The 25048-nt window shown below is 68.3% G+C and carries 24 protein-coding genes; 11 read left to right on the top strand and 13 right to left on the bottom strand.

Annotated features, from left to right (window positions below):
* Positions 1–29 precede the first annotated feature (29 nt).
* Positions 30–998, top strand: a complete 969-nt coding sequence (locus ACFWUP_RS08090) for a sigma-70 family RNA polymerase sigma factor (protein WP_379231998.1) — start codon at positions 30–32, stop codon at positions 996–998.
* A 122-nt stretch (positions 999–1120) separates the two neighbouring features.
* Here ACFWUP_RS08090 and ACFWUP_RS08085 read toward each other — a convergent pair whose 3' ends face one another.
* On the bottom strand, positions 1121–4105 hold the full coding sequence (locus tag ACFWUP_RS08085) for a GNAT family N-acetyltransferase (RefSeq protein ID WP_379231996.1): 2985 nt from the start codon (positions 4103–4105) through the stop codon (positions 1121–1123).
* Positions 4098–5339 (bottom strand): acetoin utilization protein AcuC, encoded by a 1242-nt coding sequence (locus tag ACFWUP_RS08080; RefSeq protein WP_379231994.1) that lies wholly within the window; start codon positions 5337–5339, stop codon positions 4098–4100. Before ACFWUP_RS08080 ends, ACFWUP_RS08085 begins: the two co-directional genes overlap by 8 nt.
* Before the next feature lie 129 nt (positions 5340–5468).
* Between ACFWUP_RS08080 and ACFWUP_RS08075 the strand changes: the two genes are divergently transcribed.
* Positions 5469–6155, top strand: coding sequence for an iron dependent repressor, metal binding and dimerization domain protein (locus ACFWUP_RS08075; RefSeq protein ID WP_379231992.1), 687 nt, complete (start codon positions 5469–5471; stop codon positions 6153–6155).
* A 3-nt stretch (positions 6156–6158) separates the two neighbouring features.
* Positions 6159–7139 (top strand): UDP-glucose 4-epimerase GalE, encoded by a 981-nt coding sequence (galE, locus tag ACFWUP_RS08070; RefSeq protein WP_379231990.1) that lies wholly within the window; start codon positions 6159–6161, stop codon positions 7137–7139.
* A 22-nt stretch (positions 7140–7161) separates the two neighbouring features.
* On the opposite strand, the gene ACFWUP_RS08065 is transcribed toward galE, so the two are convergent.
* Entirely contained in the window at positions 7162–8337 is a 1176-nt protein-coding gene (locus tag ACFWUP_RS08065) for a DUF4192 domain-containing protein (protein ID WP_379231988.1), read from the bottom strand.
* Positions 8338–8482: 145 nt separating this feature from the next.
* Positions 8483–9205: a sensor domain-containing protein gene (locus ACFWUP_RS08060; RefSeq protein ID WP_379231986.1), complete on the bottom strand. Its 723-nt coding sequence runs from the start codon at positions 9203–9205 to the stop codon at positions 8483–8485.
* A gap of 355 nt (positions 9206–9560) precedes the next feature.
* Between ACFWUP_RS08060 and ACFWUP_RS08055 the strand changes: the two genes are divergently transcribed.
* The 5 genes from ACFWUP_RS08055 (at position 9561) to ACFWUP_RS08035 (ending at position 16143) form a co-directional block, all read left to right on the top strand.
* Complete coding sequence (locus ACFWUP_RS08055) at positions 9561–10514, top strand: proteasome assembly chaperone family protein (protein ID WP_379231984.1); 954 nt, start codon at positions 9561–9563, stop codon at positions 10512–10514.
* A gap of 18 nt (positions 10515–10532) precedes the next feature.
* Positions 10533–13031, top strand: a complete 2499-nt coding sequence (locus ACFWUP_RS08050) for a DEAD/DEAH box helicase (RefSeq protein WP_379231982.1) — start codon at positions 10533–10535, stop codon at positions 13029–13031.
* 103 nt (positions 13032–13134) lie between these two features.
* Positions 13135–14238, top strand: a complete 1104-nt coding sequence (locus tag ACFWUP_RS08045) for a type III PLP-dependent enzyme (protein WP_379231980.1) — start codon at positions 13135–13137, stop codon at positions 14236–14238.
* An 8-nt stretch (positions 14239–14246) separates the two neighbouring features.
* Positions 14247–15449 carry an adenosylmethionine decarboxylase gene (gene speD / locus ACFWUP_RS08040; RefSeq protein ID WP_379231979.1) on the top strand — a complete coding sequence of 401 codons (1203 nt, stop codon included), beginning with the start codon at positions 14247–14249 and terminating at the stop codon, positions 15447–15449.
* A 172-nt stretch (positions 15450–15621) separates the two neighbouring features.
* Positions 15622–16143 (top strand): hypothetical protein, encoded by a 522-nt coding sequence (locus ACFWUP_RS08035; protein WP_379231977.1) that lies wholly within the window; start codon positions 15622–15624, stop codon positions 16141–16143.
* Between the two features lie 62 nt (positions 16144–16205).
* Here ACFWUP_RS08035 and ACFWUP_RS08030 read toward each other — a convergent pair whose 3' ends face one another.
* The 7 genes from ACFWUP_RS08030 to ACFWUP_RS08000 all read right to left on the bottom strand — a co-directional run bounded on the left by ACFWUP_RS08030 (position 16206) and on the right by ACFWUP_RS08000 (position 20941).
* On the bottom strand, positions 16206–16418 hold the full coding sequence (locus tag ACFWUP_RS08030) for a 4-oxalocrotonate tautomerase family protein (protein WP_379231975.1): 213 nt from the start codon (positions 16416–16418) through the stop codon (positions 16206–16208).
* Between the two features lie 96 nt (positions 16419–16514).
* On the bottom strand, positions 16515–17255 hold the full coding sequence (locus tag ACFWUP_RS08025) for an SDR family NAD(P)-dependent oxidoreductase (protein WP_379231973.1): 741 nt from the start codon (positions 17253–17255) through the stop codon (positions 16515–16517).
* A gap of 79 nt (positions 17256–17334) precedes the next feature.
* Positions 17335–17925, bottom strand: a complete 591-nt coding sequence (locus tag ACFWUP_RS08020; protein WP_379231971.1) for a TetR family transcriptional regulator C-terminal domain-containing protein — start codon at positions 17923–17925, stop codon at positions 17335–17337.
* A 93-nt stretch (positions 17926–18018) separates the two neighbouring features.
* Positions 18019–18621, bottom strand: coding sequence for an energy-coupling factor transporter transmembrane component T family protein (locus tag ACFWUP_RS08015; RefSeq protein WP_379231969.1), 603 nt, complete (start codon positions 18619–18621; stop codon positions 18019–18021).
* A complete protein-coding gene (locus ACFWUP_RS08010; protein WP_379231968.1) occupies positions 18618–19298 on the bottom strand; it encodes an energy-coupling factor ABC transporter ATP-binding protein in 681 nt (226 codons plus the stop codon). Before ACFWUP_RS08010 ends, ACFWUP_RS08015 begins: the two co-directional genes overlap by 4 nt.
* Positions 19295–19897, bottom strand: a complete 603-nt coding sequence (locus ACFWUP_RS08005) for a biotin transporter BioY (RefSeq protein WP_379231966.1) — start codon at positions 19895–19897, stop codon at positions 19295–19297. The genes ACFWUP_RS08010 and ACFWUP_RS08005 overlap by 4 nt, the downstream gene beginning before the upstream one ends.
* Before the next feature lie 135 nt (positions 19898–20032).
* Positions 20033–20941 (bottom strand): LysR substrate-binding domain-containing protein, encoded by a 909-nt coding sequence (locus ACFWUP_RS08000; RefSeq protein WP_379231965.1) that lies wholly within the window; start codon positions 20939–20941, stop codon positions 20033–20035.
* A gap of 80 nt (positions 20942–21021) precedes the next feature.
* Between ACFWUP_RS08000 and ACFWUP_RS07995 the strand changes: the two genes are divergently transcribed.
* From ACFWUP_RS07995 to ACFWUP_RS07985, 3 genes are all read left to right on the top strand, one after another.
* A complete protein-coding gene (locus tag ACFWUP_RS07995) occupies positions 21022–21609 on the top strand; it encodes a peroxiredoxin (protein ID WP_379231963.1) in 588 nt (195 codons plus the stop codon).
* 43 nt (positions 21610–21652) lie between these two features.
* Positions 21653–22192 carry a carboxymuconolactone decarboxylase family protein gene (locus ACFWUP_RS07990; RefSeq protein ID WP_378905620.1) on the top strand — a complete coding sequence of 180 codons (540 nt, stop codon included), beginning with the start codon at positions 21653–21655 and terminating at the stop codon, positions 22190–22192.
* 112 nt (positions 22193–22304) lie between these two features.
* Complete coding sequence (locus ACFWUP_RS07985; RefSeq protein WP_379231961.1) at positions 22305–23006, top strand: PhzF family phenazine biosynthesis protein; 702 nt, start codon at positions 22305–22307, stop codon at positions 23004–23006.
* Here ACFWUP_RS07985 and ACFWUP_RS07980 read toward each other — a convergent pair.
* Positions 23003–24364 (bottom strand): hypothetical protein, encoded by a 1362-nt coding sequence (locus tag ACFWUP_RS07980; RefSeq protein ID WP_379231959.1) that lies wholly within the window; start codon positions 24362–24364, stop codon positions 23003–23005. The two genes, ACFWUP_RS07985 and ACFWUP_RS07980, sit on opposite strands and share 4 nt — an antisense overlap.
* 58 nt (positions 24365–24422) lie before the next feature.
* Positions 24423–25025 carry a DUF5134 domain-containing protein gene (locus tag ACFWUP_RS07975; RefSeq protein ID WP_379231957.1) on the bottom strand — a complete coding sequence of 201 codons (603 nt, stop codon included), beginning with the start codon at positions 25023–25025 and terminating at the stop codon, positions 24423–24425.
* Between the last annotated feature and the right edge of the window lie 23 nt (positions 25026–25048).

Below are 25048 nucleotides of genomic sequence, written 5' to 3'. Positions count from 1 at the left end.
AGTAAGACACCACCGACAGGAGGCAAGTCATGACAAGCCCCGCCACCACTCGTTTGCGCCCCAGCGAGGCCGATATCGACGCCCAGAGCCCCGCAGCCGATTTGGTACGCGTGTACCTCAATGGTATCGGACGCACGGCGCTGCTCACGGCGGCCGACGAGGTCGAGTTGGCCAAGCGCATCGAGGCGGGCCTGTATGCCCAGCACCTGCTCGCGACCGGCAAGCGGCTGACCGCGGCCCGCAAGCGCGATCTGGCGATCCTGGTCCGCGAGGGCTCCGCCGCTCGCTCGCACCTGCTCGAGGCCAACCTGCGCCTGGTCGTCTCCCTGGCCAAGCGCTACACCGGCCGCGGGATGCCGCTGCTGGACCTGATCCAGGAGGGCAACCTCGGGCTGATCCGCGCGATGGAGAAGTTCGACTACGCCAAGGGCTTCAAGTTCTCTACCTACGCCACCTGGTGGATCCGTCAGGCCATCACCCGTGGCATGGCCGATCAAAGCCGCACCATCCGGCTGCCCGTGCACCTGGTCGAACAGGTGAACAAGCTCGCCAGGATCAAGCGTGAACTGCACCAGCAGCTGGGCCGCGAGGCCACCGACGCCGAACTCGCCAACGAGTCGGGCATCCCGGTGGAGAAGATCGCCGACCTGCTCGACCACAGCCGCGACCCGGTGAGCCTGGACATGCCCGTCGGCAACGACGAGGAGGCCCCGCTCGGCGACTTCATCGAAGACTCCGAGGCCACCTCCGCCGAGAGCGCCGTCATCGCGGGCCTGCTGCACCACGACGTGCGCAGCGTCCTCGCCACCCTCGACGAGCGTGAGCAGCAGGTCATCCGCCTGCGCTTCGGCCTCGACGACGGCCAGCCGCGCACCCTGGACCAGATCGGCAAGCTGTTCGGGCTGTCCCGCGAGCGGGTCCGCCAGATCGAGCGCGAGGTCATGTCCAAGCTGCGCAAGGGCGACCGCGCCGACCGTCTGCGCGCCTACGCCAGCTGATCGAAAATCTCGACGGCCCCACGGGGTCGTCTGTCGAAACGCCGACCGGCGACCGCGCACCCCTCCCCTCCGGGTCGCGAGCCGGTCGGCGTTGTTCGTTGCGCCGGTCGACCGGCCACCGCTCAGGCCAGCCTGCGGGGGCCGGTGTCGAAGCGGCTCGGTTCCGGGCCGATGCGCGCGCGGGCGTAGATGATCTCCGCCGACGCCGCGGCGGCGAGGACCGGATCGCAGGAGAGTTCGCGCATCTGGGGAATGTCGTCGAACAGGGCCGAAATGCGTTGGGCCAGTTCGGCCAGCGCGGTCTTGTCGACGCCGGTGCGGCCCGGCCCTTCCGACAGCAGTGGTGCCGCCCGCGGTGCGTCGATGAGCGCGGTCGCTTCCTCCTCGGTCAGTGGGAGTGCGCGATAGGCGCGGTCGCCGAGCAGGTCGATGATCATGCCGGACAGGCCGAATCGGATGACCGATCCGAACGAGGGGTCGTCGGTGACGCTCAGGACGCAGCCGACGCCCTTGGTCGCCATCTTCTGCACGTGCAGCAGCGGGTCGCCGCAGATCTCCACCAGGTCGGTGTAGGCCTGGCGGACCGCGTCCGGTCCCCATAGGTCCAAGCGGACCCCGATCAGATCCGGCCTGCGCCGCCACAGCTCCCCCGTTGCCTTGGCCGCGACCGGATAACCGAGCTCTTCGGCCGCGGCGACTGCCTGCTCGGCATCGCGCACCGCCCGGAACTCGACCACGTCGATGCCGTAGCACTCGAGCAACCGCGCCGCCTCCTCGTCGGTGAGCCAGCGCCCACCCGACTCCGCCAGCCACCCCTCCACCAGCGCCGCGGCGGCCGCGGTGTCGATCCCCGGCGGTCGAACCACCGGCGAGATCGGCCGATCCCGCCACCGCGCGTACCGGCCGACCCTGGCCAGCGCCCGCGCGGCCCGCTCGGGATCCGGATAGGACGGGATGGACCCCCGCGCAGGCGCACCCCCGGTGGTCCGCACCGCCAACTGTCGCGGAATACCCGACTCCGCCACGAACGTGGTGAGCACCGGTTTGTCCGGCGCCGCCGCCGCAGCCGCCCGCAAGGCATCTCCGAAGCCTTCCATGGGCACCGGAACCGGCGGTGCGACCACCACGATCACCGCATCGACCTCGTCACTGTGCAGCGCGGCGAGCACCGCTTCCCGGAAATCGGCCGGTGTCGCCTCCGGCCCGAGATCCACCGGCCCATCCACGGTCTGCGTGGTCGGCTCGGCGCTGTCTCGAGTCCGGTCAGTCGGCCCAGCACTGCCCGTGGTCAGGTCTGTCCGCCCACCACGACCCATTGTCAGGCCGGTCGGCGCTGCGCTGTCACTGGTTCGGTCGCCCTCCCCTGCGCTCCCCCCGCCGACGCCGGCGGGATCAGTGCTGCCCCCCAGCCGGTCCGTCGTCCCGGCGCCCCGGCTCTTCCGCCGGGAACGCAAGCTCCATGCCGTTCGCCCGGCACGCTGCACGCCGTGTTCGGTGGGGCGGGCGCCGGGACCTCGGTCGACGGCGGTGGCGGGGCGGTGGACCTGTAGGCCTTCGCTACGGGCGGCGTCGATGGCCAGCCAGTTCAGGGCGGCGCTGTTGCCGACCACGGCGACGCGGGGGCCCATCGGGAGCGGCTGGCAGGCCAGGAGGGCGGCGCAGTCGAACAGTTCGGAGATGGAGTCGACCTGGATGATGCCGGCCTGGCCGAAGAGGTCACGGACGACGGTGCGATCCATGTCGGCGCCTGCCGCGAGGCGGCCGCTGCTCACCGCGACGATCGGTTTGGCGCGGGCCACCCGGCGTGCGAGCCGGGAGAACTTGCGCGGGTTACCGAAGCTCTCCAGGTACAGCAGGATCACCTCGGTGTCGGCGGCGGTGTCCCAGTACTGGAGCAGGTCGTTGCCCGAGACGTCGGCCCGGTTACCCGCCGAGACGAACGTCGACAGTCCGAGGTTGCGGGCCGCGGCCTCGCCGAGGATCGCCGCGCCGAGGGGGCCGGATTGGCAGAAGAAGCCGATTCGGCCGCGTTGGGGCAGCACCGGGGCCAGGGTCGCGTTGAGGCCGACAGCGGGGTCGGTGTTGGCGATACCGAGCGCGCTGGGACCGACCACCCGCATCCCGTGCCCGCGTGCCGCGGCGACCAGGTCGTGTTCGGCGGCCAACCCCTGTGCCCCGGTCTCGCCGAAGCCCGCGGTCAACACCACCAGGCCCTTGACCCCTTTGGCCATGCAGTCGTCGAGGACCGCTCCGATCGCGGCGGGCGGCACCGCCACCACCGCCAGGTCCACCTCGTCGGGGATCTCGCGCACCGTGGCGTAGGCCCGCACGCCGCGCACCGAACGCCGGTGCAGGTTCACCGGAAAAATGGGCCCGCTGAAACCGCTCGCCAACAGATTCGCGAGCACCGCACCGCCGACACGGGTCCGTTCCGGCGAGGCACCGATCACCGCGATCGAACGGGGGGCAAGCAGATTGCCGACGCTGCGCGCCTCCGAGGCCGCCTCGCGCGAATCCCGCACGGTGCGTAGCGCTTCGGTGGGGTCGATGGCGAATTCGAGGTGTACCTCGGACCCGTCGCGGCTGCGCTGCAGTTGGTAGCCCGCTTCGCGAAAGACCGTGATCATGGCTTCGTTCTCGGCCAGCACCTCGGCGACGAACGCCACCACTTCGTTCTCGGCGGCGGCGCCGGCGAGGTGCTCGAGCAGCACCGAGCCGAGCCCACGCCCCTGGTGCTCGTCGGCGATCACGAACGCCACCTCGGCCGCGCGGGGGCCCGGCCGGGAGAGCAGTTCGTAGCGGGCCACGCCGATGACGGCCGTGCCGAGTACCGCGACGAGCCCCACCCGGTCGCGGTAGTCGACATGGGTGGTGCGGTACATGTCCTTCGGCGAGATCTGCGGGTACGGGCCGAAATAGCGCAGATAGCGGGTGCGATCGGACAGACCGGTGTGAAAGGCCGCGAGCGCGTCGGCGTCGGCGGGCACGATCGGGCGTAGCTGGACCACGCCACCGTCGGCGGCGAGCACGTCGCCGTACCAATGCTGGGGCGGCGCAGGCGGATTCGCCGGGGTGTCGGCGGTGTCGGGCACCAGCGGCTCAGTCACGGGGATCCTCCGGGTCTAGTCCGAGCAGACCGAAACTCGCCCGCCGGGTGGCCGTGATGGCGGTGTCGATCGCACGCTGTGCGCGGATCTGGCCCGCGTCGCCGATCTCCGGAGTGCCGCCGGGACCGTCCCAGGCGCGGTAGGCGGTGTCGCCGCCGTCGCCCATGCTCGTCGGTGGTTGCACACGCGGCGCGGACGCGCGGACCTGGTCGATCCAGTCGGTGGGCACAGGCGTGTCGGGAGCGAGCGGCCGGTCCAGCGCCGCGGCCAGCAGGTGTGTCCAGGCGCGCGGCACCACCCGGACCACGCCGTATCCGCCGCCGCCGATGGCCAGCCACCGCCCTTCGGCGTATTCGTCGGCCAGGTCGCGCATCGCGAGGAAGGCCGCCCGCTGGCCGTCGACGGTGAGTTCGAGATCGGCCAGTGGATCCTCGCGATGAGTGTCGACACCGCACTGGCTGATGATGATCTGCGGCCGGAACGCGGCCACCGCCCCGGGCACCACCGCGTGAAAGCCTCTCAGCCACTGCGCATCCCGCGTTCCCGGTAGCAGTGGCAGGTTGATCGAGGTGCCCTCGGCCGCGCCGACCCCGGTCTCCTCCGGCCAGCCGGTATTGGGCCACAGTGTCGCCGGATGCTGATGCAGCGACACCGTGAGTACCCGGGGGTCGGCGTAGAACGCGCGTTGCACACCGTCGCCGTGGTGCACGTCGACGTCGAGGTAGGCGATGCGGTCGAAACCGTGGTCGAGCAGCCACGAGATTGCGATCGCGGCGTCGTTGTAGACGCAGAACCCCGCCGCCGAATCCGGCATGGCGTGGTGCATTCCACCACCGATGCTCACCGCGCGCCTGGTCCGCCCCGCCGCGATCTCGCGGGCGGCGGCGAGGGTTCCGCCCACGATCACCGACGCCGCTTCGTGCATGTGCGGGAACACCGGATTGTCGGCGGTGCCGAGCCCGTACGCGGCGTCCTCGGGTGTCGGCGGGCCCTGTCCGGCCCGACGTACCGCCTCGATGTAGGAGCTGCTGTGGACCCGCATGAGGTCGGCCTGGGTGGCCGCACCGGGTGCCAGCGGCTCGACACCTTCGAGAACACCTAGGCTTTCGGCCAGCGACATGGTGTATTGCAGGCGGGCCGGCTTCATCGGATGCTCCGGACTCCAGGTGTAGCCGAGGAATCGCTCGGTCCACACGACGGTCCCTGCTGGTTCGCTGCGCTGCGACGTGACCATGCTCGCCACGCTAGCCGGAAGCAGCAGGCCCCGTGTGGCGTTGACATGCAGTAGAAATAGGGCCGCTGGTCCGACGGGCGGACCGGCGTTCGCGCGTGGGTAGAATTCGTGTTGACGAAGGGGTATCAGGTGAAGGATCTGGTCGACACCACGGAGATGTATCTCCGTACCATCTACGACCTCGAGGAAGAGGGCGTGGTGCCGTTGCGGGCACGCATCGCCGAACGCCTCGAGCAGAGTGGTCCGACGGTGAGCCAGACGGTCGCGCGGATGGAGCGCGACGGCCTGTTGCTCGTCGCCGGCGACCGCCATCTCGAGCTCACCGACAAGGGCCGGTCCATGGCGGTGTCGGTGATGCGCAAGCACCGGCTCGCCGAGCGGTTGCTGGTCGACATCATCGGTTTGGACTGGGAGAACGTGCACGCCGAGGCGTGTCGCTGGGAGCACGTGATGAGCGAGGAGGTGGAGCGGCGCCTGATCGAGGTGCTCAACCACCCGACCACCTCGCCCTACGGCAACCCCATTCCCGGCCTGGACGAACTCGGCCTCACCGACGCTCCCGCCGCCGAGGAGAAGCTGATCCGGCTCTCCGATCTGCCGCACGGTGCCCTGCACGCGGTGGTCGTGCGCAGGCTCGCCGAGCACATCCAGACCGACCCCGAGGTCATCGGGCGGCTGCGCGAAGCGGGCGTGGTGCCCGATGCCCGCGTGACCGTGGAGACCAAGCCGGGTGCGGTGCTGATCACGGTGCCGGGGCACAACGGTTTCGAACTGTCCGAAGAGATGGCGCATGCCGTCCAGGTGAGGCTGGTCTGATTCGTGAAATACCTTGTCACCGGCGGTGCCGGCTATGTGGGTGGCGGCTGTGCCGCCGTGCTGCTCGAAGAAGGCCACGAGGTCGTCGTCGTCGACGACCTCTCGACCGGTAACGCCGACGGTGTCCCCGCCGGTGCCCGGTTCGTCGAGGGCGATATCGCGGTGGCGGCCCCCGATCTGCTGCGTGCCGAATCCTTCGACGGTGTCCTGCATTTCGCGGCGCAATCGCTGGTCGGCGAGTCGGTGGAGCAGCCGGACAAGTACTGGCAGGGCAATGTCGTGAAGACGCTGACCCTGCTCGAGGCGATCCGTGAGACCGCGACCCCGCGTCTGGTGTTCTCCTCCACCGCAGCGGTATACGGCGAACCGGAGCAGGTTCCGATCACCGAGGCCGCGCCCACTCGCCCCACCAACCCCTACGGTGCGAGCAAGCTGGCGATCGATCACGCCATCACCTCCTATGCGGCAGCCTACGATCTGGCCGCGACCAGCCTGCGCTACTTCAATGTGGCGGGCGCCTATGCCGGGCTCGGCGAGAACCGGGTCGTGGAAACACATTTGATCCCCCTCGTGTTGCAGGTGGCGCTGGGCCACCGCAAGGCCATTTCGGTGTACGGCACCGACTGGCCGACGCCGGACGGTACGTGTGTGCGCGACTACATCCACATCCGCGATCTGGCGCAAGCGCATCTGCTCGCGCTGTCGTCGTCGCAGCCGGGCACGCACCGGATCTGCAACCTCGGCTCTGGCACCGGTTTCTCGGTGCGCGAAGTGATCTCGGCGTGCGAGCGGGTCACCGGCCTGCCGATCGAGACGATCGACGCACCGCGTCGCGCGGGCGATCCGGCCGTCCTCGTCGCTTCCAGTGACCGCGCGGTGGCCGAACTGGGCTGGCGGCCCGAGCACAACGATCTCGACGAGATCGTCTCCGACGCTTGGGAATTCCTGCGTTCGCTCGGCACGAAGGCCCACAGCGCGCGCTGAATCGTCGACCGCGGCCGCTGAATCACCTGTCGCACCCGGCGATCGGGCCGATGTCGACACCGAGGTCGGCCGCGATCTGATGACCGCAGTGCGCGAGTCTGCGCAGCCGTTCGGGCCGCAACCCGGTCTGCAGCGAGGTCTCGAGGAGCACCGCCATCGCGTGCTCGGCGTCGGCTTCGACGGCGGCGGCGATCGCGACGCCGGCGAACGGTCCGTCACCGCGCAGGTAGGCGCTGAAACCGAGCAGGGCCGCCGCCTCGGCGCGGTCGCTGCCCGGTGTCGCCCTGGCCAGCTGCCCCCACAGCAGTTCGGCGGCTTCGGCGTGATCGCCCAGCGCCAGCCCATACATGGCGTCGCGGATCGGTCGGTCGCGCAGGGTCGCGGCCAGCCGGGCGAGTTCGCGTTCGGCGCGCGGTGCGCCGGAGGCGGTGTCGGCGATCTGCCACAGCACCCATTCCAGCGCCTGGCGCTGGTAGGCGGCTGCGTTCCCAGCCCGGGTCGCCGCGGTGAGCCCGGTGCGGTACCTGGCATCCGCCGCCTCGAGCTGGGCGCGCACCCGGGCACTGAGCAGGTCGTCGGGGATCATCACCGCGGTCATCTCCCGGCGAGAACCGCGAATCTGCTTGCCTTCCAGCACATGTGACACCGTGACGATCGAGGACGACGGGTCGGCGACCAGGCCGGTCGTGAACGTGTCGAACACGCTGCAGTAGCGCTCGCCCGCCGCGATCGCGGGCACCGACCAGGCGCCGCGTATCTCGATGCCCTCATCGGCCAGTACCTCGATCAGGTCCACCGCGCGCAGGACTTCCTCGCCGTCGAACTCGGCGCGGTCCTCGACGAGCACGGCGAGTACCCCGGTCGACTCCTCACGCAGGCAGATCGAGGTGAGGCAGGCGATGAACTGGTCGAACAGTCGGGTGTCGGTGGCCACGTCCAGGTCGAATCGCACCACCGCCTCGATCGCGTCGGCGGCCCCGCCCGCGATGTCGTGCAGCACGGCGATGACGAGGGATCGTTCGGGAACGAAGCCGAGCAGGGCGGGCAGGGCGGCGATCAGTGCACCGGGATCGTCGACGCGCAGCGGGGGGCGCCGGCGTTTGCCGGGATAGCCGGGGGTGGATTCAGCGCAGCCGAGTGCGCGAGGAAACGGTCCGGTGCGCTTGGCGCGGCGGGTGGAGTTCGTCGATGGCGTCATGGGTCCACCGTGCCCGTTGCCTATCGGGTCACCAGTTCGGCGACCTGGGCTTTCATCTGCCCTGTGCACAACGCCGAAGCTGTGGACAACCCCGGTTCCGGCGCTGCGCGACGGGTGAATCTGTCAGAGCCTCGTGATAGGCGCTTCAGCTACCGCGCACGGCGGCCACAGCGGTCGCGAACATTTCGTCCACGGCGGCCGTATCGGGTTGTCCCGCACCGAAAGTCATCGAGGTGACCGTGATGCGGACGTCGCCGATCTGCCCGATCGAGGTCTGCATGGTCTGGGTCAGTCCGGCACCGCCGACATCGGGAACCACGGTGCGCCGCAACGCTATCGCATCGTCGGTACCGGGAGGGACGGCCTGGTCGAGCACGGTCGTGACAGTCGATCCCGCACCCGCCCGCGAGACCTGGATCTGCCCGCAACCGCGGAGCTGATCGCGCAGTCGCGACACCAGTTCGGGGCTGCGTGCCAGTTCGACGGTGAGGGTCGCGCGGCTGGCATCGTCGGTGCCGACCGCGACCGCCGCGGATTCGCCGCCCGGTTCGACTTCGGGTGGGGCGCAGTGTGTGGGGCTCACGGTGTCGCCCATGCCGACCCCGTCGAGGTCGCCCGCGGCTGCCGTCGCCACCTGCGCGGGCAGCACCACGGCCGGATATCGCGCGGGAAACTGCGCGGGTGACGGCAGCAGCTCGGCCAGCGGACCGTCGATGTGCCGTACCGACACCGCACTCTCGGCGACCGGCGTCCCACTGACGCTCTCCGCGCACCCCGTCATGGCACACGTCACGGCCACCAACCCCAGCCACCAGCGGCGCAGGCCCGGATCACCCGCGCGGATCGGTGTCGCACGCGCCACATTCACACCGTCCACTGTGCCCCACCACCGCCGACTGCCCGGCCTTGCCACGCCGTGCGGGAATGCATCCATCGCGCAATACGACTGCCAGCGCAACGCCCTGTGGGAATGCATCCAGCGCCCAATACGACTGTCAGACCGCGGCCCTGCAACACCCGACGGGAATGCATCCAACGCCCAATACAACTGTCAGACCGCGGCCCTGCAACACCCGACGGGAATGCATCCAACGCCCACGCTGTTGCCTACCAGGACGAGCCGTCCCCGGCCGTGTGCGATGGCACTGCTCGCGTGGGGGACAATGGAGATCCGCTTCCCCACCCCGCGAGCGATGGTGGACCGCGCAGGAAGGAGAAACGCGATGGATGACCAGTCGCATATGTACGAACTGGAGTTCCCGGCACCGCAGTTGTCCTCGGACGACGGTGCGGGCCCCGTGCTGGTGCACGGCCTGGAAGGTTTCACCGACGCCGGCCACGCCGTGCGCCTGGCGACCACCCATCTGCGCGAGAGCCTCGAATCGGAGCTGGTGGCGTCGTTCGATGTCGACGAGCTGCTCGACTACCGTTCGCGCCGCCCGCTGATGACGTTCAAAACCGATCATTTCGCCGATTACGCCGAGCCGGAACTGAACCTGTGGGCGCTGCGCGACACCGCGGGCACCCCGTTCCTGCTGCTCTCGGGCCTGGAACCGGATCTGCGCTGGGAGAAGTTCACCACCGCGGTGCGGCTGCTGGCCGAACAGCTGGGCGTGCGCCGCACGATCGGCCTTTCGGCGATTCCGATGGCGATCCCGCACACCCGTCCGCTCGGTGTCACCGCGCATTCCTCGGACAGTTCGCTGATCGGCGAGCATCAGCGCTGGCCGGGCGAGCTCCAGGTGCCCGGTAGCGCGTCGTCGCTGCTCGAGTACCGGATGGCCCAGCACGGTCACGAGTCGGTCGGTTTCTCGGTCCATGTGCCGCATTACCTGGCTCAGACCGATTACCCCGAGGCCGCGCAGACCCTGCTGGAGAATCTCGCCGAGAACGCCGACCTCGATCTGCCGCTGTCGGCGCTGGGTGAGGCGGCCGCGCGGGTGCGTGAACAGGTCGCCGAGCACATCGCAGGCAACGAGGAGGTGGAGACGGTCGTCACGGCACTGGAACGCCAGTACGACAGCTTCGTCACCGCGCAGGAACGCCAGTCCAGCCTGCTGGCCGCCGATGGTGAGCTGCCCAGCGGCGAGGAGCTCGGCGCGGAGTTCGAGCGCTTCCTGGCCGAGCAGGGCGGTTACGACGACACCTCCGGCGACGGTAAGGACCGACCCGCCTGACCCACTAGGGTTGGCCGAGTGGATCTGACCGACCTGCTGGAAATTCCCGGAACCGACGCCGACGCACTCTACGAGTCGTTCGCGCTGTGGGCCGCCGAGCGGGGCACAACGCTGTACCCAGCGCAGGACGAGGCGTTGATGGAGTTGGCGTCGGGGTCCAATGTCATTCTGGCGACCCCGACCGGCTCCGGGAAGTCCCTCGTCGCGGTCGGCGCGCACCTGTTCGCCATGGCCAACGGTCAGCGCAGCTACTACACCGCGCCGATCAAGGCCCTGGTCAGCGAGAAGTTCTTCGCGCTGTGCGATGTGTTCGGCGCGGAGAACGTCGGCATGGTCACCGGTGACGCGGCGGTCAACGCCGACGCCCCGATCATCTGCGCCACCGCGGAGATCCTGGCGAACCTGGCCTTGCGCGAGGGCGCCGACGCCGAGGTCGGCCAGATCGTGATGGACGAGTTCCACTTCTACGCCGACCCCGATCGTGGCTGGGCGTGGCAGGTGCCGCTCATCGAACTCCCCCGTGCCCAATTCCTGCTGATGTCGGCGACTTTGGGTGAAGTGGACTTCTTCGCAGGCGATCTCGAGGCACGCACCGGCCGCTCCACCACAGTGGTCGCGGGCACCGAACGTCCTGTCCCGCTGACATTCTCGTACGTGCGCACCCCCATCACCGAAACCCTCGAAGAGCTGGTGACCACCCACCAGGCGCCGGTCTACGTCGTGCACTTCACCCAGGCCTCCGCTCTCGAACGGGCCCAAGCGCTGACCAGTGTGAACTTCGCCTCGAAGGCCGAGAAGGAGGCGATCGCCGCCGCCATCGGCGATTTCCGGTTCGCGACCGGCTTCGGCAAGACCCTCTCACGCCTGATCCGCCACGGCATCGGCGTGCACCATGCGGGCATGCTGCCCAAATACCGCCGCCTGGTGGAGAAACTCGCCCAGGACGGGCTGTTGAAGGTGGTGTGCGGCACCGACACCCTCGGCGTCGGCATCAACGTCCCGATCCGCACGGTCCTGCTGACCGGCCTCACCAAATACGACGGTGTGCGCACCCGCAGGCTCAAAGCCCGTGAGTTCCATCAGATCGCCGGTCGCGCGGGCCGCGCGGGCTACGACACCATGGGCACCGTGGTAGTCCAGGCGCCCGAGCACGAAGTCGAGAACACCCGCCTCATCGCCAAGGCGGGCGACGACCCGAAGAAGCAGCGAAAAGTGGTGCGCCGCAAGCCACCAGAGGGTTTCGTGTCGTGGAGCGAGGAGACCTTCGACCGTCTGATCAGCGCCCCGCCCGAGCCGATGGTGTCGCGCTTCGCGGTGACGAACTCGATGTTGCTCAACGTGATCGCCCGCCCCGGCAACTGTTTCTACGCCATGCGACACCTCCTCGAGGACAATCACGAGCCGCGCCCCGCGCAGCGAAAGCACATCCTGCGAGCCCTACGGCTCTACCGTTCGCTGCGCGATGCCGGTGTGGTGCAACAACTTTCCGAACCCGACGCCAAGGGCCGGATGGCGCGGCTCACCGTCGACCTGCAACGCGATTTCGCGCTCGATCAGCCCCTGTCGCCGTTCGCGCTGGCCGCCTTCGACCTCCTCGACCGCGAAAGCCCCACCTACACACTCGATGTCGTCTCGCTGATCGAGGCCACCCTCGAGGACCCGCGCCAGTTGCTGATGGCCCAGCAGCACAAGGCCCGTGGTGTCGCCGTCAACGAGATGAAGGCCGACGGCATCGAATACGAGGAGCGCATGGAGCTTCTCGAGGAAGTCACCTGGCCCAAACCCCTCGCCGAGCTGATCGATCCGATGTTCGAGACCTACCGGGCAGGCCACCCCTGGGTGTCGGAATTCGCGCCGTCACCGAAGTCGGTGGTGCGCGACATGATCGAACGCGCGATGACCTTCGCCGAACTGATCTCGCACTACGAACTCACCCGTTCCGAAGGCGTGGTCCTGCGCTATCTCGCCGACGCCTACCGCGCCCTGCGCCGCACCGTCCCCGACGCCGCCCGCACCGAGGACCTCGACGACATCACCGAATGGCTCGGCGAACTCATCCGCCAGGTCGACTCGAGCCTCCTCGATGAATGGGAACAGCTCACCAACCCCGGCGCCGAGAACGACACCGAGCAGATCGCCTTCGGCGCCGAAACGGTGCGCCCCATCACCGCCAACGAACGCGCCTTCCGGATCATGGTGCGCAACGCCATGTTCCGCCGCGTGGAGCTGGCCTCGCGGCGCCGCTGGTACGAACTCGACCAACTCGGCACCGGCCCCGACTGGGCCGAGGACTTCGCCCCCTACTTCGACGAGTACGCCACCATCGGCACCGGCCCCGACGCGCGCGGCCCCCAGCTGTTCCAGATCGAACAGCGACCCGGTTTCTGGCACGTGCGCCAGGTGATCGACGACCCGGCGGGCGACCACGGCTGGGCACTCACGGCGATCGTGGATCTCGAGGAGTCCGACGCCGCGGGCGAGGTCGTGTTCGACGAGGTCACAGTCACGGCGGGCTGAGTTATACCTGTTGCCTATGGCAAATATGACGGATGTTTGACGGATTCGTTGTTGGGTAGGCGCCGCTGATAGTCTCTCCCGGCCCCCGAGGAGAAAGTTCACCGTGCCCGATTCGCCGTACCTTGTCATCGACCCCGAGCGGGTACGTGCCAACTACCGAACCCTCGACGCCGCTGTCGCCGCAGGCACCAGGATCAGGTACGCGGTCAAGGCGGCACCGGTGGCGGAACTGATCACCCTCCTCGACGACGAGGGCGCCGAATTCGACGTCGCCAGCATCGGCGAGATCGAGCAATGCCTCGACCTCGGTGTGGCCCCCGAGCGGCTCTGCTACGGCAACCCGATCAAGAAGAGCGCCCACATCGCGCGCGCCTTCGCTCTCGGTGTGCGCCGCTACGCCTTCGACACCGAAGACGACCTCGACCGCATCGCCGAGCATGCCCCGGGCGCCGAGGTCGAATGCCGGTTCCTGTCGAGCGCCCCCGAATCACGCACCCCCTTCGGCACCAAGTTCGGCTGCGCGCCCACCGAGGCCCTTCGCTTGCTGGTCCGTGCCCGCGATCTCGGCCTCACGGTCGGCGGACCCTACTTCCACGTCGGCTCCCAGCAGCTCGACCCGGCCGCTTGGCGGATCGGCATCGAGCAGGCCGGTGCGATCGTGAAAGCCTTGGCGGACAAGGACATTCCGGTCGTCGCGGTGAACGTGGGCGGCGGCCTGCCGATCTCCTACGTCGACGCCGCCCCCGAACTCGACGCGATCGCGGCCGCCATCTCGAGCGCTGCCGCCGAGTTCCTGCCCGCGGCCACCGGCCTGATCGTGGAACCCGGCCGTGCGCTGGTGGGCAACGCGGGCACCATTCACGCCGAAGTAGTCGGCGTTCGTTTCGCGCCGGACGGTCGGCGCTGGGTGTATCTCGACATCGGCCGATACAACGGTATGGCCGAGACGGAGAACGAGTACATCGCCTACCGTTTCGTCACCGATCGCGACGGCGATCCGGTGGACGAGGCGGTGGTCGCGGGTCCGACCTGCGACGGCGACGATGTACTGTATCAACGCACGAAGGTCCTTCTGCCGACCACGTTGCGAGCCGGTGACCGGATTCAGATCCTGCACACCGGCGCCTATACCGCGAGTTATTCGTCGGTGTCCTTCAATGGTTTTCCGCCCTTGACCGTTCATGTCTCGGGCGCTGAGCGAGAGTGAGTTTGCCCATGACGGCGGAATTCACCGGTTGGCACGTGCTGGCCGAGTTCGGTGGCGTCGACACAGCCCTGTGTGACGATCTCGAACGACTCGAATCGGCGTTGCGAGAGTCTCTGATCGCGGCGGGCGTCACCATCTGCGAAGTCGTTCACAAAAAGTTCGATCCGCAGGGGGTGACCGTCCTCGCGCTGTTGTCGGAGTCTCACGCCTCGATTCACACTTATCCGGAGTCCGGCGACATCTTCGTCGACGTCTTCACCTGCGGCAGCATCGGTGCGGGCGCGACGAAAGCCGTCGAGCTGCTCCGAGACAAGTTGTCCCCCACCACAGTTCGGATGCAGACGGTCCAGCGTGGCCACGGCGCCGAGAAGATCTACGAACCGGTGGGCGACGGCCTGACCCGGATCTGGGATCTGCACGAGGTGATCGTCGACACCAACACCCCGTTCCAGCACATGGTGATCGCGCGCACCGATCAGGGCATCTCCCTATTCTCCGACGACGATCGTCAGTCCACCGAGTTCTCCCAGGTCACCTACCACGAGGCCATGATGGTCCCGGCGTTCGTGCTGGCGGAGAAGCTCGATCGGGTGCTGATCATCGGTTCCGGTGAGGGGGTGGCCTCGCAGATGTCGGTGGCGGCCGGGGCGACCCTGGTCGACCACGTCGACATCGATCAGCGCGAAGTGGAGCTGTGCGCGCAGCACCTGCCCTACGGCTACACCACCGAAGAGCTCACCGCCGCCGTCAAGCACGAGGGCCCGATCCACGTGCACTACGCCGACGGCTGGGACTTCCTGGCCAAGGCGCAGGAGGCGGGCACCCGCTACGACGTGATCGTCATCGATCTGCCCGACGAGCGCGTCGAGGACGCCCAGCACAACCGCCTCTACGAGTCGGAGTTCCTGTCCCGATGTAAGGCACTGCTGGCCCCCGGCGGCGTGCTGTCGGCCCAAGCGGGTTGCGCGACCATGTGGCGCAACGAGACGCTGAAGCGGTCGTGGGGACGTTTCCACGAGCAGTTCGACACCGTTGTCCCCTACGGCAGCGACGAGCACGAGTGGACCTTCCTGTTCGGCCTGAACGAGAAGATCGACGACCCGGTCCGCGGCATGCGCGACCGTCTCGCCCTGCTCCCCTACCGCGCCGAGACCATCGACGCGCGGGCACTGGAGCGCGGCGCGATCGAGCCGTACGCCTTGCGCGGCTGAGTGATCACGTAACGGGCCGGAACGCTGTCGAGCGTCCGGCCCGTTGCCGTTTCGCCCGGGTGCAGGACTTCGATACCCGTCGGTCGCGGATGTTTGGCACTATGCGAGGGTGCTCGACCCAACAGATTCGCCTTCGCCCACCCCGCTGCCTCCCCTGTCGGGGACCGGTTCAATGCCGGTAGGGCGACCGTCCGCCCATCGCCCGCGCCTGGATGCGTTGTCCGCCGCCGGCATTCCCGCGCTCGCGGAGATGTTCACCGCCGCGCCGGAGACCGTCGACTTCACCCACCTGACCGGCGATCTGGTGATGCGGACGTTCCCGGTGCCCGGCACCCGGGTCCTCGGGGCGCTGATGAAACGCCCCGGATACTTCTGGATGGGCAAGTCATTTCGTCACGTGGACGGCGGGATGGCCTACGGACACAACGTCTTACGTCTGCTCGGTGGGATGCGTGCACTGAATTTCGTTGCGACGGTGGGTGAGTCCGAGTTCGACGGCCGGGCGGTAGTGCGTCTGGACTACGCCGATCGCCGCGTGGGCACTCCCGGTCCCCTGCGCCGGGTCTACGACGAACTGCGCGAGATCGAACCGGGACTGTGGCTGGGCCCCACCTACGCCAAACGGGGCGACAAACTGAAGTCGATGGGCTGGTTCGCCCTCGACGCCTCGGTCGAATTCGACGGTCCACTCTGAAGTGACGCGCGGCCGCCACTGCCGAGCCATGGACGAACTGCCCACGGCTCGGCACCGGTGACTCAGCCCTGTGAGGCGTGCTTGGCCCGATACTCGGCGACGTTGAGCCCGCCCACACCCCAATCCGTCAGTGGCACTTCGTCGATCACCACAAAGGTGAGATTCGGGTCCTTACCGAGGACGTCGTACAGCAGATCGGTCACGCCCTTGATGAGCTGTGCCTTCTGCTCGACGGTGACCCCTTCATCGGTGACCTTGATATTCACGAACGGCATGAGCGTGTCCTTTCGATGGGTGCAGCTCTCACAGGATGACCGGAGCTCGGGCGGCTGCGGACCCGAATCCATTGGGTACGAGGACTTTTCGGTGTGTCAGGCCGCGCGGCCGGAAATGAACCCGCCGTCGACGGGCAGGATGTGGCCGGTGACGAACTCCGCGTCGGCCAGATACAGCACGGCCGCGGTGGTCTCGGTGACCTCGCCCAGCCTCTCGAGCAGGGCGAACCCACCGAACACCTCGGCATTGGCATCCTGCAGGAGCGGTGTGCGCACGAAGCCGGGTGCGACAGCGTTGACGCGGATCCGGTCGACTGCCAGTTCAGCTGCCAAACTGGTGGTCAGCGCGTGGATGGCGCCTTTGCTGGCCAACGGCGCGGAGGCGGGAATCGCGGCGATCGGGTGGGTGACGAGCACCGTGCCGATATTGACGATGCTGCCGCCGCGACCCTGCGCACGCAGCTGACGAACCACCGCCTGGGTGGTGAAGTAGGCGCCCTTCAGGTTGCCGTCGAGGTAGCCCGTCAGTTCTTCCTCGGTGACCTCGGTGAACGGCGTCGCCGCGAATGTGCCGGCGTTGTTGACGAGCACATCCACCCCACCGAACCGCTCGACCGCGGCCGCGACCAACGCCGAACCCGTTACGGGCGAACCGATATCGCCGACGACGGTCGCCGTGCGTTCCGGCGCGCCCAACTCCGCGGCCACCGCGGCGAGCTTGGCCTCGTCGCGCCCGTTGAGCACGACATTGTCGCCCCGTGCCACGACGGCACGGGCGACATCGCGCCCGATCCCGCTGGAGGATCCGGTCACGATGACCGTCTTGATGGTGGACATATTCGTCTTCCCTTTCGTTTGATACGACCGGTCGTCTTGGAATGAGCAGCGGACAACCGGGCGCTCCACCCGACCCGGATCAGGGCCGGAAGTAGTCGTCCAGCAGACGTTTCAAGCACTTGTGCAGCGGCTCGACGGTGCGCTGCAGCTTCATGCGGATCACAGCGCCCTCCCACGATTCGAGCAGCAGGTCGGCGAGGTCGACCGCGTCGATGTCGTCGCGCACCGACCCGGCGGCCTGTGCGGAGCGCAACGCCCCCGCGACACCGTCGCGCCAACCGGTCCAGGCAATCGAAAGTTCTTCGCGCAGTACGTCACTGCCCTCGAGTTCGGCGGCGAGATTGGCGAGCAGGCAGCCGCCCGTGAACTCGGTGCGCACGAACTCGGCGGTCTGGCGTTCGAAGAAGGTGCGCACGCCCGCCAGGGGGTCGTCGGTGGAGCCGAAAGCGTCGGCGAGGTTGCGCTGGATGCACAGGGCGTGATGCTCGATCACGGATTGCGCGAACGTCTCTTTGCTCTCGAAGTAGTTGTAGAACGAGCCTTTCGGCACGCCGACCTTGTCGAGCACCTGCTTGATGCCGGTGCCGTGATAGCCGTTGGCCAGCAGGTCGGCCGCGCCCTCCTCGATGAGAAGTGCGCGAGTGTCATCGCTGCGCCGTGGTCGTGCCATGCGACGAACTATACGACCGGTCGTCTAGGAATTGCAAGACATCGAGCGATCCTCCGGACGCCGACCCTCGATATCGGAGCCTGCGTGCCGACGTCAGTCATCGTCGACCCCCCGCGCAGCCAGCGCCTCGCCCATCGCGTCGGCGGTTCGCAACGCCCGCACCAGAACCGGGGTGACCAACGCCGTCGCCGACCATGACACCCCGCGGGCCCGCCGTGCCTCACCGACCTCGTGGACGATCTGCGCCAGCAATGGAACACACCGAATGGCCAGTGCGAGAAGAAGACTCACGCGCTCCGGGTTGACGCCGACTCGGCGCAGTGGGCCGAGTGCACGAGTCAGTGCGTCGAGCATGGCGGTGACCCGTGTGGTCACCGTGACCAGCGCCGCGAGCGCCACCGACACGAGCAACACCCCGCACACCACCACCGCTCGCGCGGGCGAGGTGGTGAGCAGCTGGAACACTCCGATGATCGCCGTCATCCACAGCACCGGCCGGATCTGCGCGAAGGCCACCCGCCAGGAGATACGGGCGAGCGCGAACAAGCCCGCGACCAGGGCCACGGCGATCAGCACGCCGAGCGGGCCGCGCACGAACACGGTCATCGCGAGGATCGCGACCACCAACAGCGCCAGCTTCACCCCGGCCGACATGCGGTGCAGCGGCGAGTCGCCGGGGCAGTACAGGCCGATCATTCGATCAATTGCCGATATGCGTCGATGGCGGGCACGGGCGGACCGTCGAAGACGACGGAACCGTTGTCCAGCACCACGACTCGATCGAAACCGTCGAGCAATCCGAGCTGGTGGGTCACCACGATCACCTGCTGATCGAGGGAGTTCAGCGCCTGCGACACCCGGCGCGCGTTGCGCAGATCGAGCAGCGTGGTCGGTTCGTCGGCGACGATCACCTCGGGTTCACGGATCAGCGCGGAACCGATGGCGAGTAGCTGTTTCTGGCCGCCGGAGAGCAGGTGCGCCGGATGGTCGGTGTGGGCCGCAAGGCCGAAGCGGTCGAGCATGCGCTGCACTCGTTCGGCGACCTCGGCCTTGCTGAGACCGCTGCGGCGCAGAGAGAAGGCGAGGTCTTCAGCGACCGTCGGCATCACGATCTGGGTGTCGGGGTCGGTGAACACGAACCCGACCTTGCGCCGCACCTGCGCGCCTTTGCGGGCGGAGTCGAGTCCGTCGACAGTGACCGTGCCGGTGGACGGCTTCAGCAGGCCGTTGAGCATCCGCGCCAGGGTCGATTTGCCCGACCCGTTGGCGCCGATGAACCCGACCCGACGTTCGGTGATCCGCAGATCGATCTCGCGCAGCACGGTGCGCTCACCGAAACGGTGACCGACCCCGCTGACGACGATCTCGCTCACGACGTCTTGGCGCCGATCAGTCCGGGGTACGCGCGGTGCACGCCCTTGGCGACGACAGTGGCGATCACGACCTTGGCCAGGTCGCCGGGCACGAACGCGAAGTTGGTCGACACCGCCGCCCACACCCCGAGATCGGTGCGCACCAGCAGGCCCGCGGTGCCGAACAGGTAGATGACCACGATGCCACCGAGGGCATTGATCAGCAGACCGAATGCCAGCGGATACTTGGGCAGGATCATGGCGGTCAGCAGCCCGATGACCAGCGTCGCCGGAATCCAGCCGATCAGGTAGCCCGCCGTCGGCGAGGCCAGCGCGGTGAGTCCGGTGCGGCCACCCGACAGCAGCGGCAGGCCGATCATGGTCAGCGCGATGAACACCGCCACCGCGGCCGTGCCCTTGCGGGCGCCGAGGATCGCGCCGGTGAGGATCACCCCGAGGGTCTGCAGGGTGATGGGGACACCGCTGAAGCCGACGGTGATCGCACCGGGCAGGCCCAGGGCGGCGATCAGCGCCGCGAACACCGCGATCTGCGCCAGATCCCTGGCGGCGAATCCGGTGGCCCGCTTCGGGGAGTTTTCGACTTCGGGCACGGCAGACATCCTTCACAGCAGAATTGAACGACGTTCAAAATAACAGGCGAGCTGCGCGGTCGCGCGGACGGAACAGCGACGTGCGCGCACGTGCGGCACCTTCGCGCGGGCACCGACGGCACCCACCTCAGCTCGGGTGCGGCGTCAGAAGGGGCGTTTGGAGCGGATGACGGCCGCCAGGAACTCATAATCGGCGGCACGTGCCGACGACGCGCGGAATGCCAGCCCGATCGTGCGGCCGGGCGCGGGGTCGGCGAAACGCGCGGTGTCGAGGGTGCCGCGCGCGGTCTCCGACGGCACCGCCATCTCCGGAATGAGTGTCACGCCGAGCCCGCCCGCCACGCACTGCACCACCGTGGTCAGCGAGGCGGCGCGGGTGTCGCCGACCGAACCGGGGTGAATATCGGCCGAGCGGCACAGATCGAGGGTCTGATCGCGCAGGCAGTGGCCTTCGTCCAGCAGCAGCAGCGGCAGGTCGGCCAGCGCAGGCGCGGCGAGGTCGGTGCGCCCGGCCAACTCGTGCCCACGCGGAGTGACGAGGACGAATTCCTCACTGTAGAGCGGGATTTCGACCAGTCCGCTCGCCTCGGTCGGCAGCGCGAGCAATGCCACATCGAGCACACCGGTGCGCAACCCGTCGAGTAGGCGCGAGGTCTGGTCCTCGACCACCTGCGGCACCACCCCGGGTAATTTCCGGCTCAATTCGGGCAGCAGCTCGGGCAGCACATAGGGCGCGACCGTCGGAATGATGCCGAGGCGCAGCGTGCCGCCGAGGGTGTCGCCGGTGGCCGAGGCGACGAATCGGTCCGCCGCTTCGAGGGTCGCCATGGCTTGCGGAAGCAGCCGCATTCCGGCCGCGGTGACCAGCACGCGCCGGGTGCTGCGCTCGATCAACTGCAGTCCGAGTCCGTTTTCCAGTGATGCCAGTGCCTGCGATAACGTGGGTTGACTCACAGTCAAACGCGCTGCGGCGGTGCCGAAATGCCGGTATTCGGCGACGGCCACGAACGCACGCAGCTGCGACAGGGTTGGCTGATAAGTCTGATCACTCACACCTATCAGTCTACGGGCAGCAATCGGCTTTACCTTTCAGTAGGCTGACACCAACCACACCACCAATGAGGAGACGAAGCATGGCTCTGCTGACCATCGGCGACCAGTTCCCGGCATACAACCTCAAGGCCGTCATCGGAGGCGATCTCTCCAAGGTCGACGCACAGCAGCCCGACGATTACTTCACCCAGATCACCAGCGACGACTACGCGGGCAAGTGGCGCATCGTGTTCTTCTGGCCCAAGGACTTCACCTTCGTGTGCCCGACCGAGATCGCCGCGTTCGGCAAGCTGAACGACGAGTTCGCCGACCGCGACACCCAGGTGCTCGGCGCCTCGGTGGACAACGAGTTCGTGCACTTCCAGTGGCGCGCCCAGCACGAGGACCTCAAGACCCTCCCGTTCCCGATGCTGTCGGACCTCAAGCGTGAACTGGCCACCGCCACCGGCGTGCTCAACGCCGACGGTGTCGCCGATCGCGCAACCTTCATCATCGACCCGAACAACGAGGTGCAGTTCGTCTCGGTGACCGCCGGTTCGGTCGGCCGCAATGTCGACGAGGTGCTGCGCGTGCTCGACGCCCTGCAGTCCGACGAGCTGTGCGCCTGCAACTGGAAGAAGGGCGACCCGACCATCGACGCGGGCGAACTCCTTTCCGCCAGCGTCTGATTCACCCTTTCCCACCGAAACACCCCAGAGGAGCCCCACTGTCATGAGCATCGAGAACCTGAAGAACTCTCTTCCCGAGTACGCCAAGGACCTCAAGCTCAATCTGTCCTCGCTGGCACGCACCACGGTGCTCAACGAGCAGCAACTGTGGGGCACCCTGCTGGCCTCGGCCGCCGCCACCCGTTCGGCCACCACCCTGCGCGAGATCGCCGAAGAGGCCGCCGATGTGCTGTCGGCCGAGGCGTACGACGCCGCGCTGGGCGCCGCGTCGATCATGGGCATGAACAACGTGTTCTACCGCGGTAAGGCGTTCCTGGACGGTCGTTACGACGACCTGCGCGCGGGTCTGCGGATGAACATCATCGGCAACCCTGGCGTCGACAAGGCCGATTTCGAGCTGTGGTCGTTCGCGGTCTCCTCGATCAACGGGTGCGCGCACTGCCTCGAGGCGCACGAGAAGACGCTGCGCGAGGCCGGTGTGTCGCGCGAGGTGATCTTCGAGTCGCTGCGGGCGGCCGCGATCGTCGCCGGTGTCGGCCAGGCGGTGGCGTCGACCGAGGCGCTGGCCTCGGCGGCTGTCTGATATTTCGCCGTAAAGCGGCCCCGATCCGGATCTTCCGGGTCGGGGCCGCTTTCGTCGCCGGAGTCGCTGCAGGGTTGCCCCGTGCCACCGGACGGCCGGTAGGCTCGCGATCATGAATGCACATGATGTGCCCGATGCCCCGGATATCCAGGTCGAGGTCGTCCGAGTGTTCACCGATCCGGCCGGAAATTTCGGCAATGCGCTGGGGGTTGCCCGCGCGGGCGATGTCGTCGCGTTGGACAAACAGGAGCTGGCCGCGCGACTCGGTTTCAGCGAGACCACAGTGGTCTCCGATCCCGTCGACGGCGTGGCCGATGTCCGCATCTACACACCCGCCGTCGAACTGCCCTTCGCCGGGCATCCCACCGTCGGCACCGCGTGGTGGCTGGACGTGCAGCGCACGCCGGTACACACACTGAACGTGCCCGCGGGGCCGGTGGCCGTCACCCAGACCGACGGTCTCACCTGGATCACCGCGCGTGCCGAGTGGGCGCCGAAATTCGACTTCCAGCAAGTGAGTTCGGTCGATGAACTCACCGCGCTCACGCCTGGCGACTTCACCGAAGGCCAGCACTATTTCTGGGCCTGGGTCGACGAAACGCGCGGCACGGTGCGTTCGCGGATGTTCGCGCCCGCGATGGGCATCGCCGAGGACGAGGCGACCGGGGCGGCCGCGGTCGCGCTCACCGCGCAGTTGCGGCGCGGACTGATCATCACCCAGGGGCAGGGCTCGCAGCTCTACACCGAATGGGACTCCGACGGTTGGGTCCGCCTCGGCGGGCGGGTCGCCGAAGACCACGTGGTGGTGCTCTAACTCTCCGAACCACCGCCGAAGCGGCGCAGCCAGGGCGGTCTGGCCGTCCAGTGGCCGCGCCGCGGCGGTGCGGCCCCCAGGTCTGCGAGGATGCGGGTTTCGAGATTGCGGGGCGGGGTGTGCTGGTCGTCGGCCGCCAACCGGGCGAGCACTTCGTGCACACCGCGCACGCGAGAGGCGAACTGCGACAGGCTGTTCGGGGTGGTGGCAGTGAGCTTCGCCTCGATGTGGTGCTGTTCGAGTTCGGCGACCGCGTCGAGTGCGTACGCGTCGGCCAGGGACAGGACCGAGCCTGGCGGGCACCAGGACTGCGTGGCTGTCCACCGGTCGATCCGCTGTTCAGCGAGGCGTTCGATGCCCTCGGCCAGCAGTCTGGTGACCATCGGCACGCGTAGGCCGAGTTCGCGACCGATGGCGCGGTAGGTGCGGCCGCCGTAATAGGCGAGGACGAAGATTTCGCAGCGGCTGTCGAGCGGGTCGTCGAAGCCGAGTCTGGCCGCGGCCGCCAGCCATGGCATGTCGTCGCCGCCGCGACGGTCCAGGCGGAGGCGCTGAACGGCGAGGCGGTGGATTTGGGCCAGTAGCCAGGATTGGTCGGGGGTGAATGCCGGGATGTCGGTGGCGGTGTGGCTCGTCCCGGGGAGCTCTGTGCCGGGATGACCCGTACTCGACCATTCGGCACCGAGGGGGCCGAAGCCCGGCGTGGCGATGTCCGGACGTTCCGCCCGCGTGCTGCCGTGATCAGCGCCGGGAGTCGCGGTTTCGATCAGGTCCGGCCGGGAAAGGCCGGAGTCAGCAGGGCCTCGGTGGTGGGGGCCGGGGTGGTCGTCGGCGCCGCCGTGGCGAAACTCCGGATAGCCGGCATCGAGAGAGCCCGGGTCGTGGGAACGCGGGTCGGCATCAGCGTGGTCGGCGGGCACGCGGGTGCCGTCGTGGGTGTAGACGACACCGCGGCCGAAGGCGATGTCCATCGAACCGTAGGTGGGGGTCACCAGATCGGAGCGCTGTTCGGTCGCGACGAATGCCGAACGGCCCCAGGGTGTCCCGAGGTCGGGACCAGGCCGCGATACCGGGTCCTGCGCGCGGTCTGGCGTGAATTCCGCCGGGCGGGAATCGGATTCGCGGTCGTCTTCGTCGACGATCCACTGTGCGTCTCTCGCCCGGCGATATCCTTCGCGGACAACATCTTCGGCGGCACCCCGACGGTGCAATACGCGCAGCGCCAAGCCGAACGCAGCGGCGCCGGTGGCGCGGTAGAGCTCGCGCATCTCCTCCCGATCGTCGGCGCCGATGTCGGGTGCGCGCGTGGCGGCACCGCGAACCCCCGGTATCGATCCGGGACCGCGCTGCCCGCTCATCGTCGAATTCCTGCCCGCACTAATGGAATTCGCAGCGCGAGCGGTTGTGGATCGGTATTCACCGGCCGATCGCGGCGATCAGCATGAACGCCGTCCCGATATCCATCACCACATGGGGCACCAGCGCCGAGGTCAGCGGGTGTGCGCCGGCCGGGTGGACGAAGCGGTGCCAGCCCGGTCCGTGACCGACGGTACCGAGCGCGAGCAGCGCGTCGAGGCCGAACAGCACCGCCAGCGCGACGGCGGGCCAGGTCGCCACGCCTTCTCCGTGCACTGCCCCGTGCCCGGTCATCGCGTAGAGCATCGCCGCGGCGGCGAGGGTGTGATAGCCCAGCGCGAGCACACCGTCGGGTCCGCTAAGCCACTGCACGGCCCGTTCGACGAGCAGGACGGCGAACGCGACGGTGAGGCCGGTGAGCAGCCCGCGCATCGCGTGCGGGTCGACGGCCGCGGGAAACACCAGCATGGCCAGCATCACCAGGCACATGAGCAGGTGCGCGCCCTCGGACGCCGCATCGACCCGCGAGGCGGGCGGTGGCCGCCTGGTCAGCCGGGTCGCCACGATCAGCGACGCCAGCACGAACGCGGCAACCACCGGCCACCGCACGAACGCATACTGCTCGACGAATTCGGCCACACCCCACCACTTCCGAGTCGACACCCGCTCGACCATGCTCGCACCCC

Source organism: Nocardia sp. NPDC058658 (assembly GCF_042716665.1).
GTDB lineage: Bacteria > Actinomycetota > Actinomycetes > Mycobacteriales > Mycobacteriaceae > Nocardia.
Note: the sequence above shows the minus strand (reverse complement) of the source record. Positions and strands in the feature narration are given on the sequence as shown.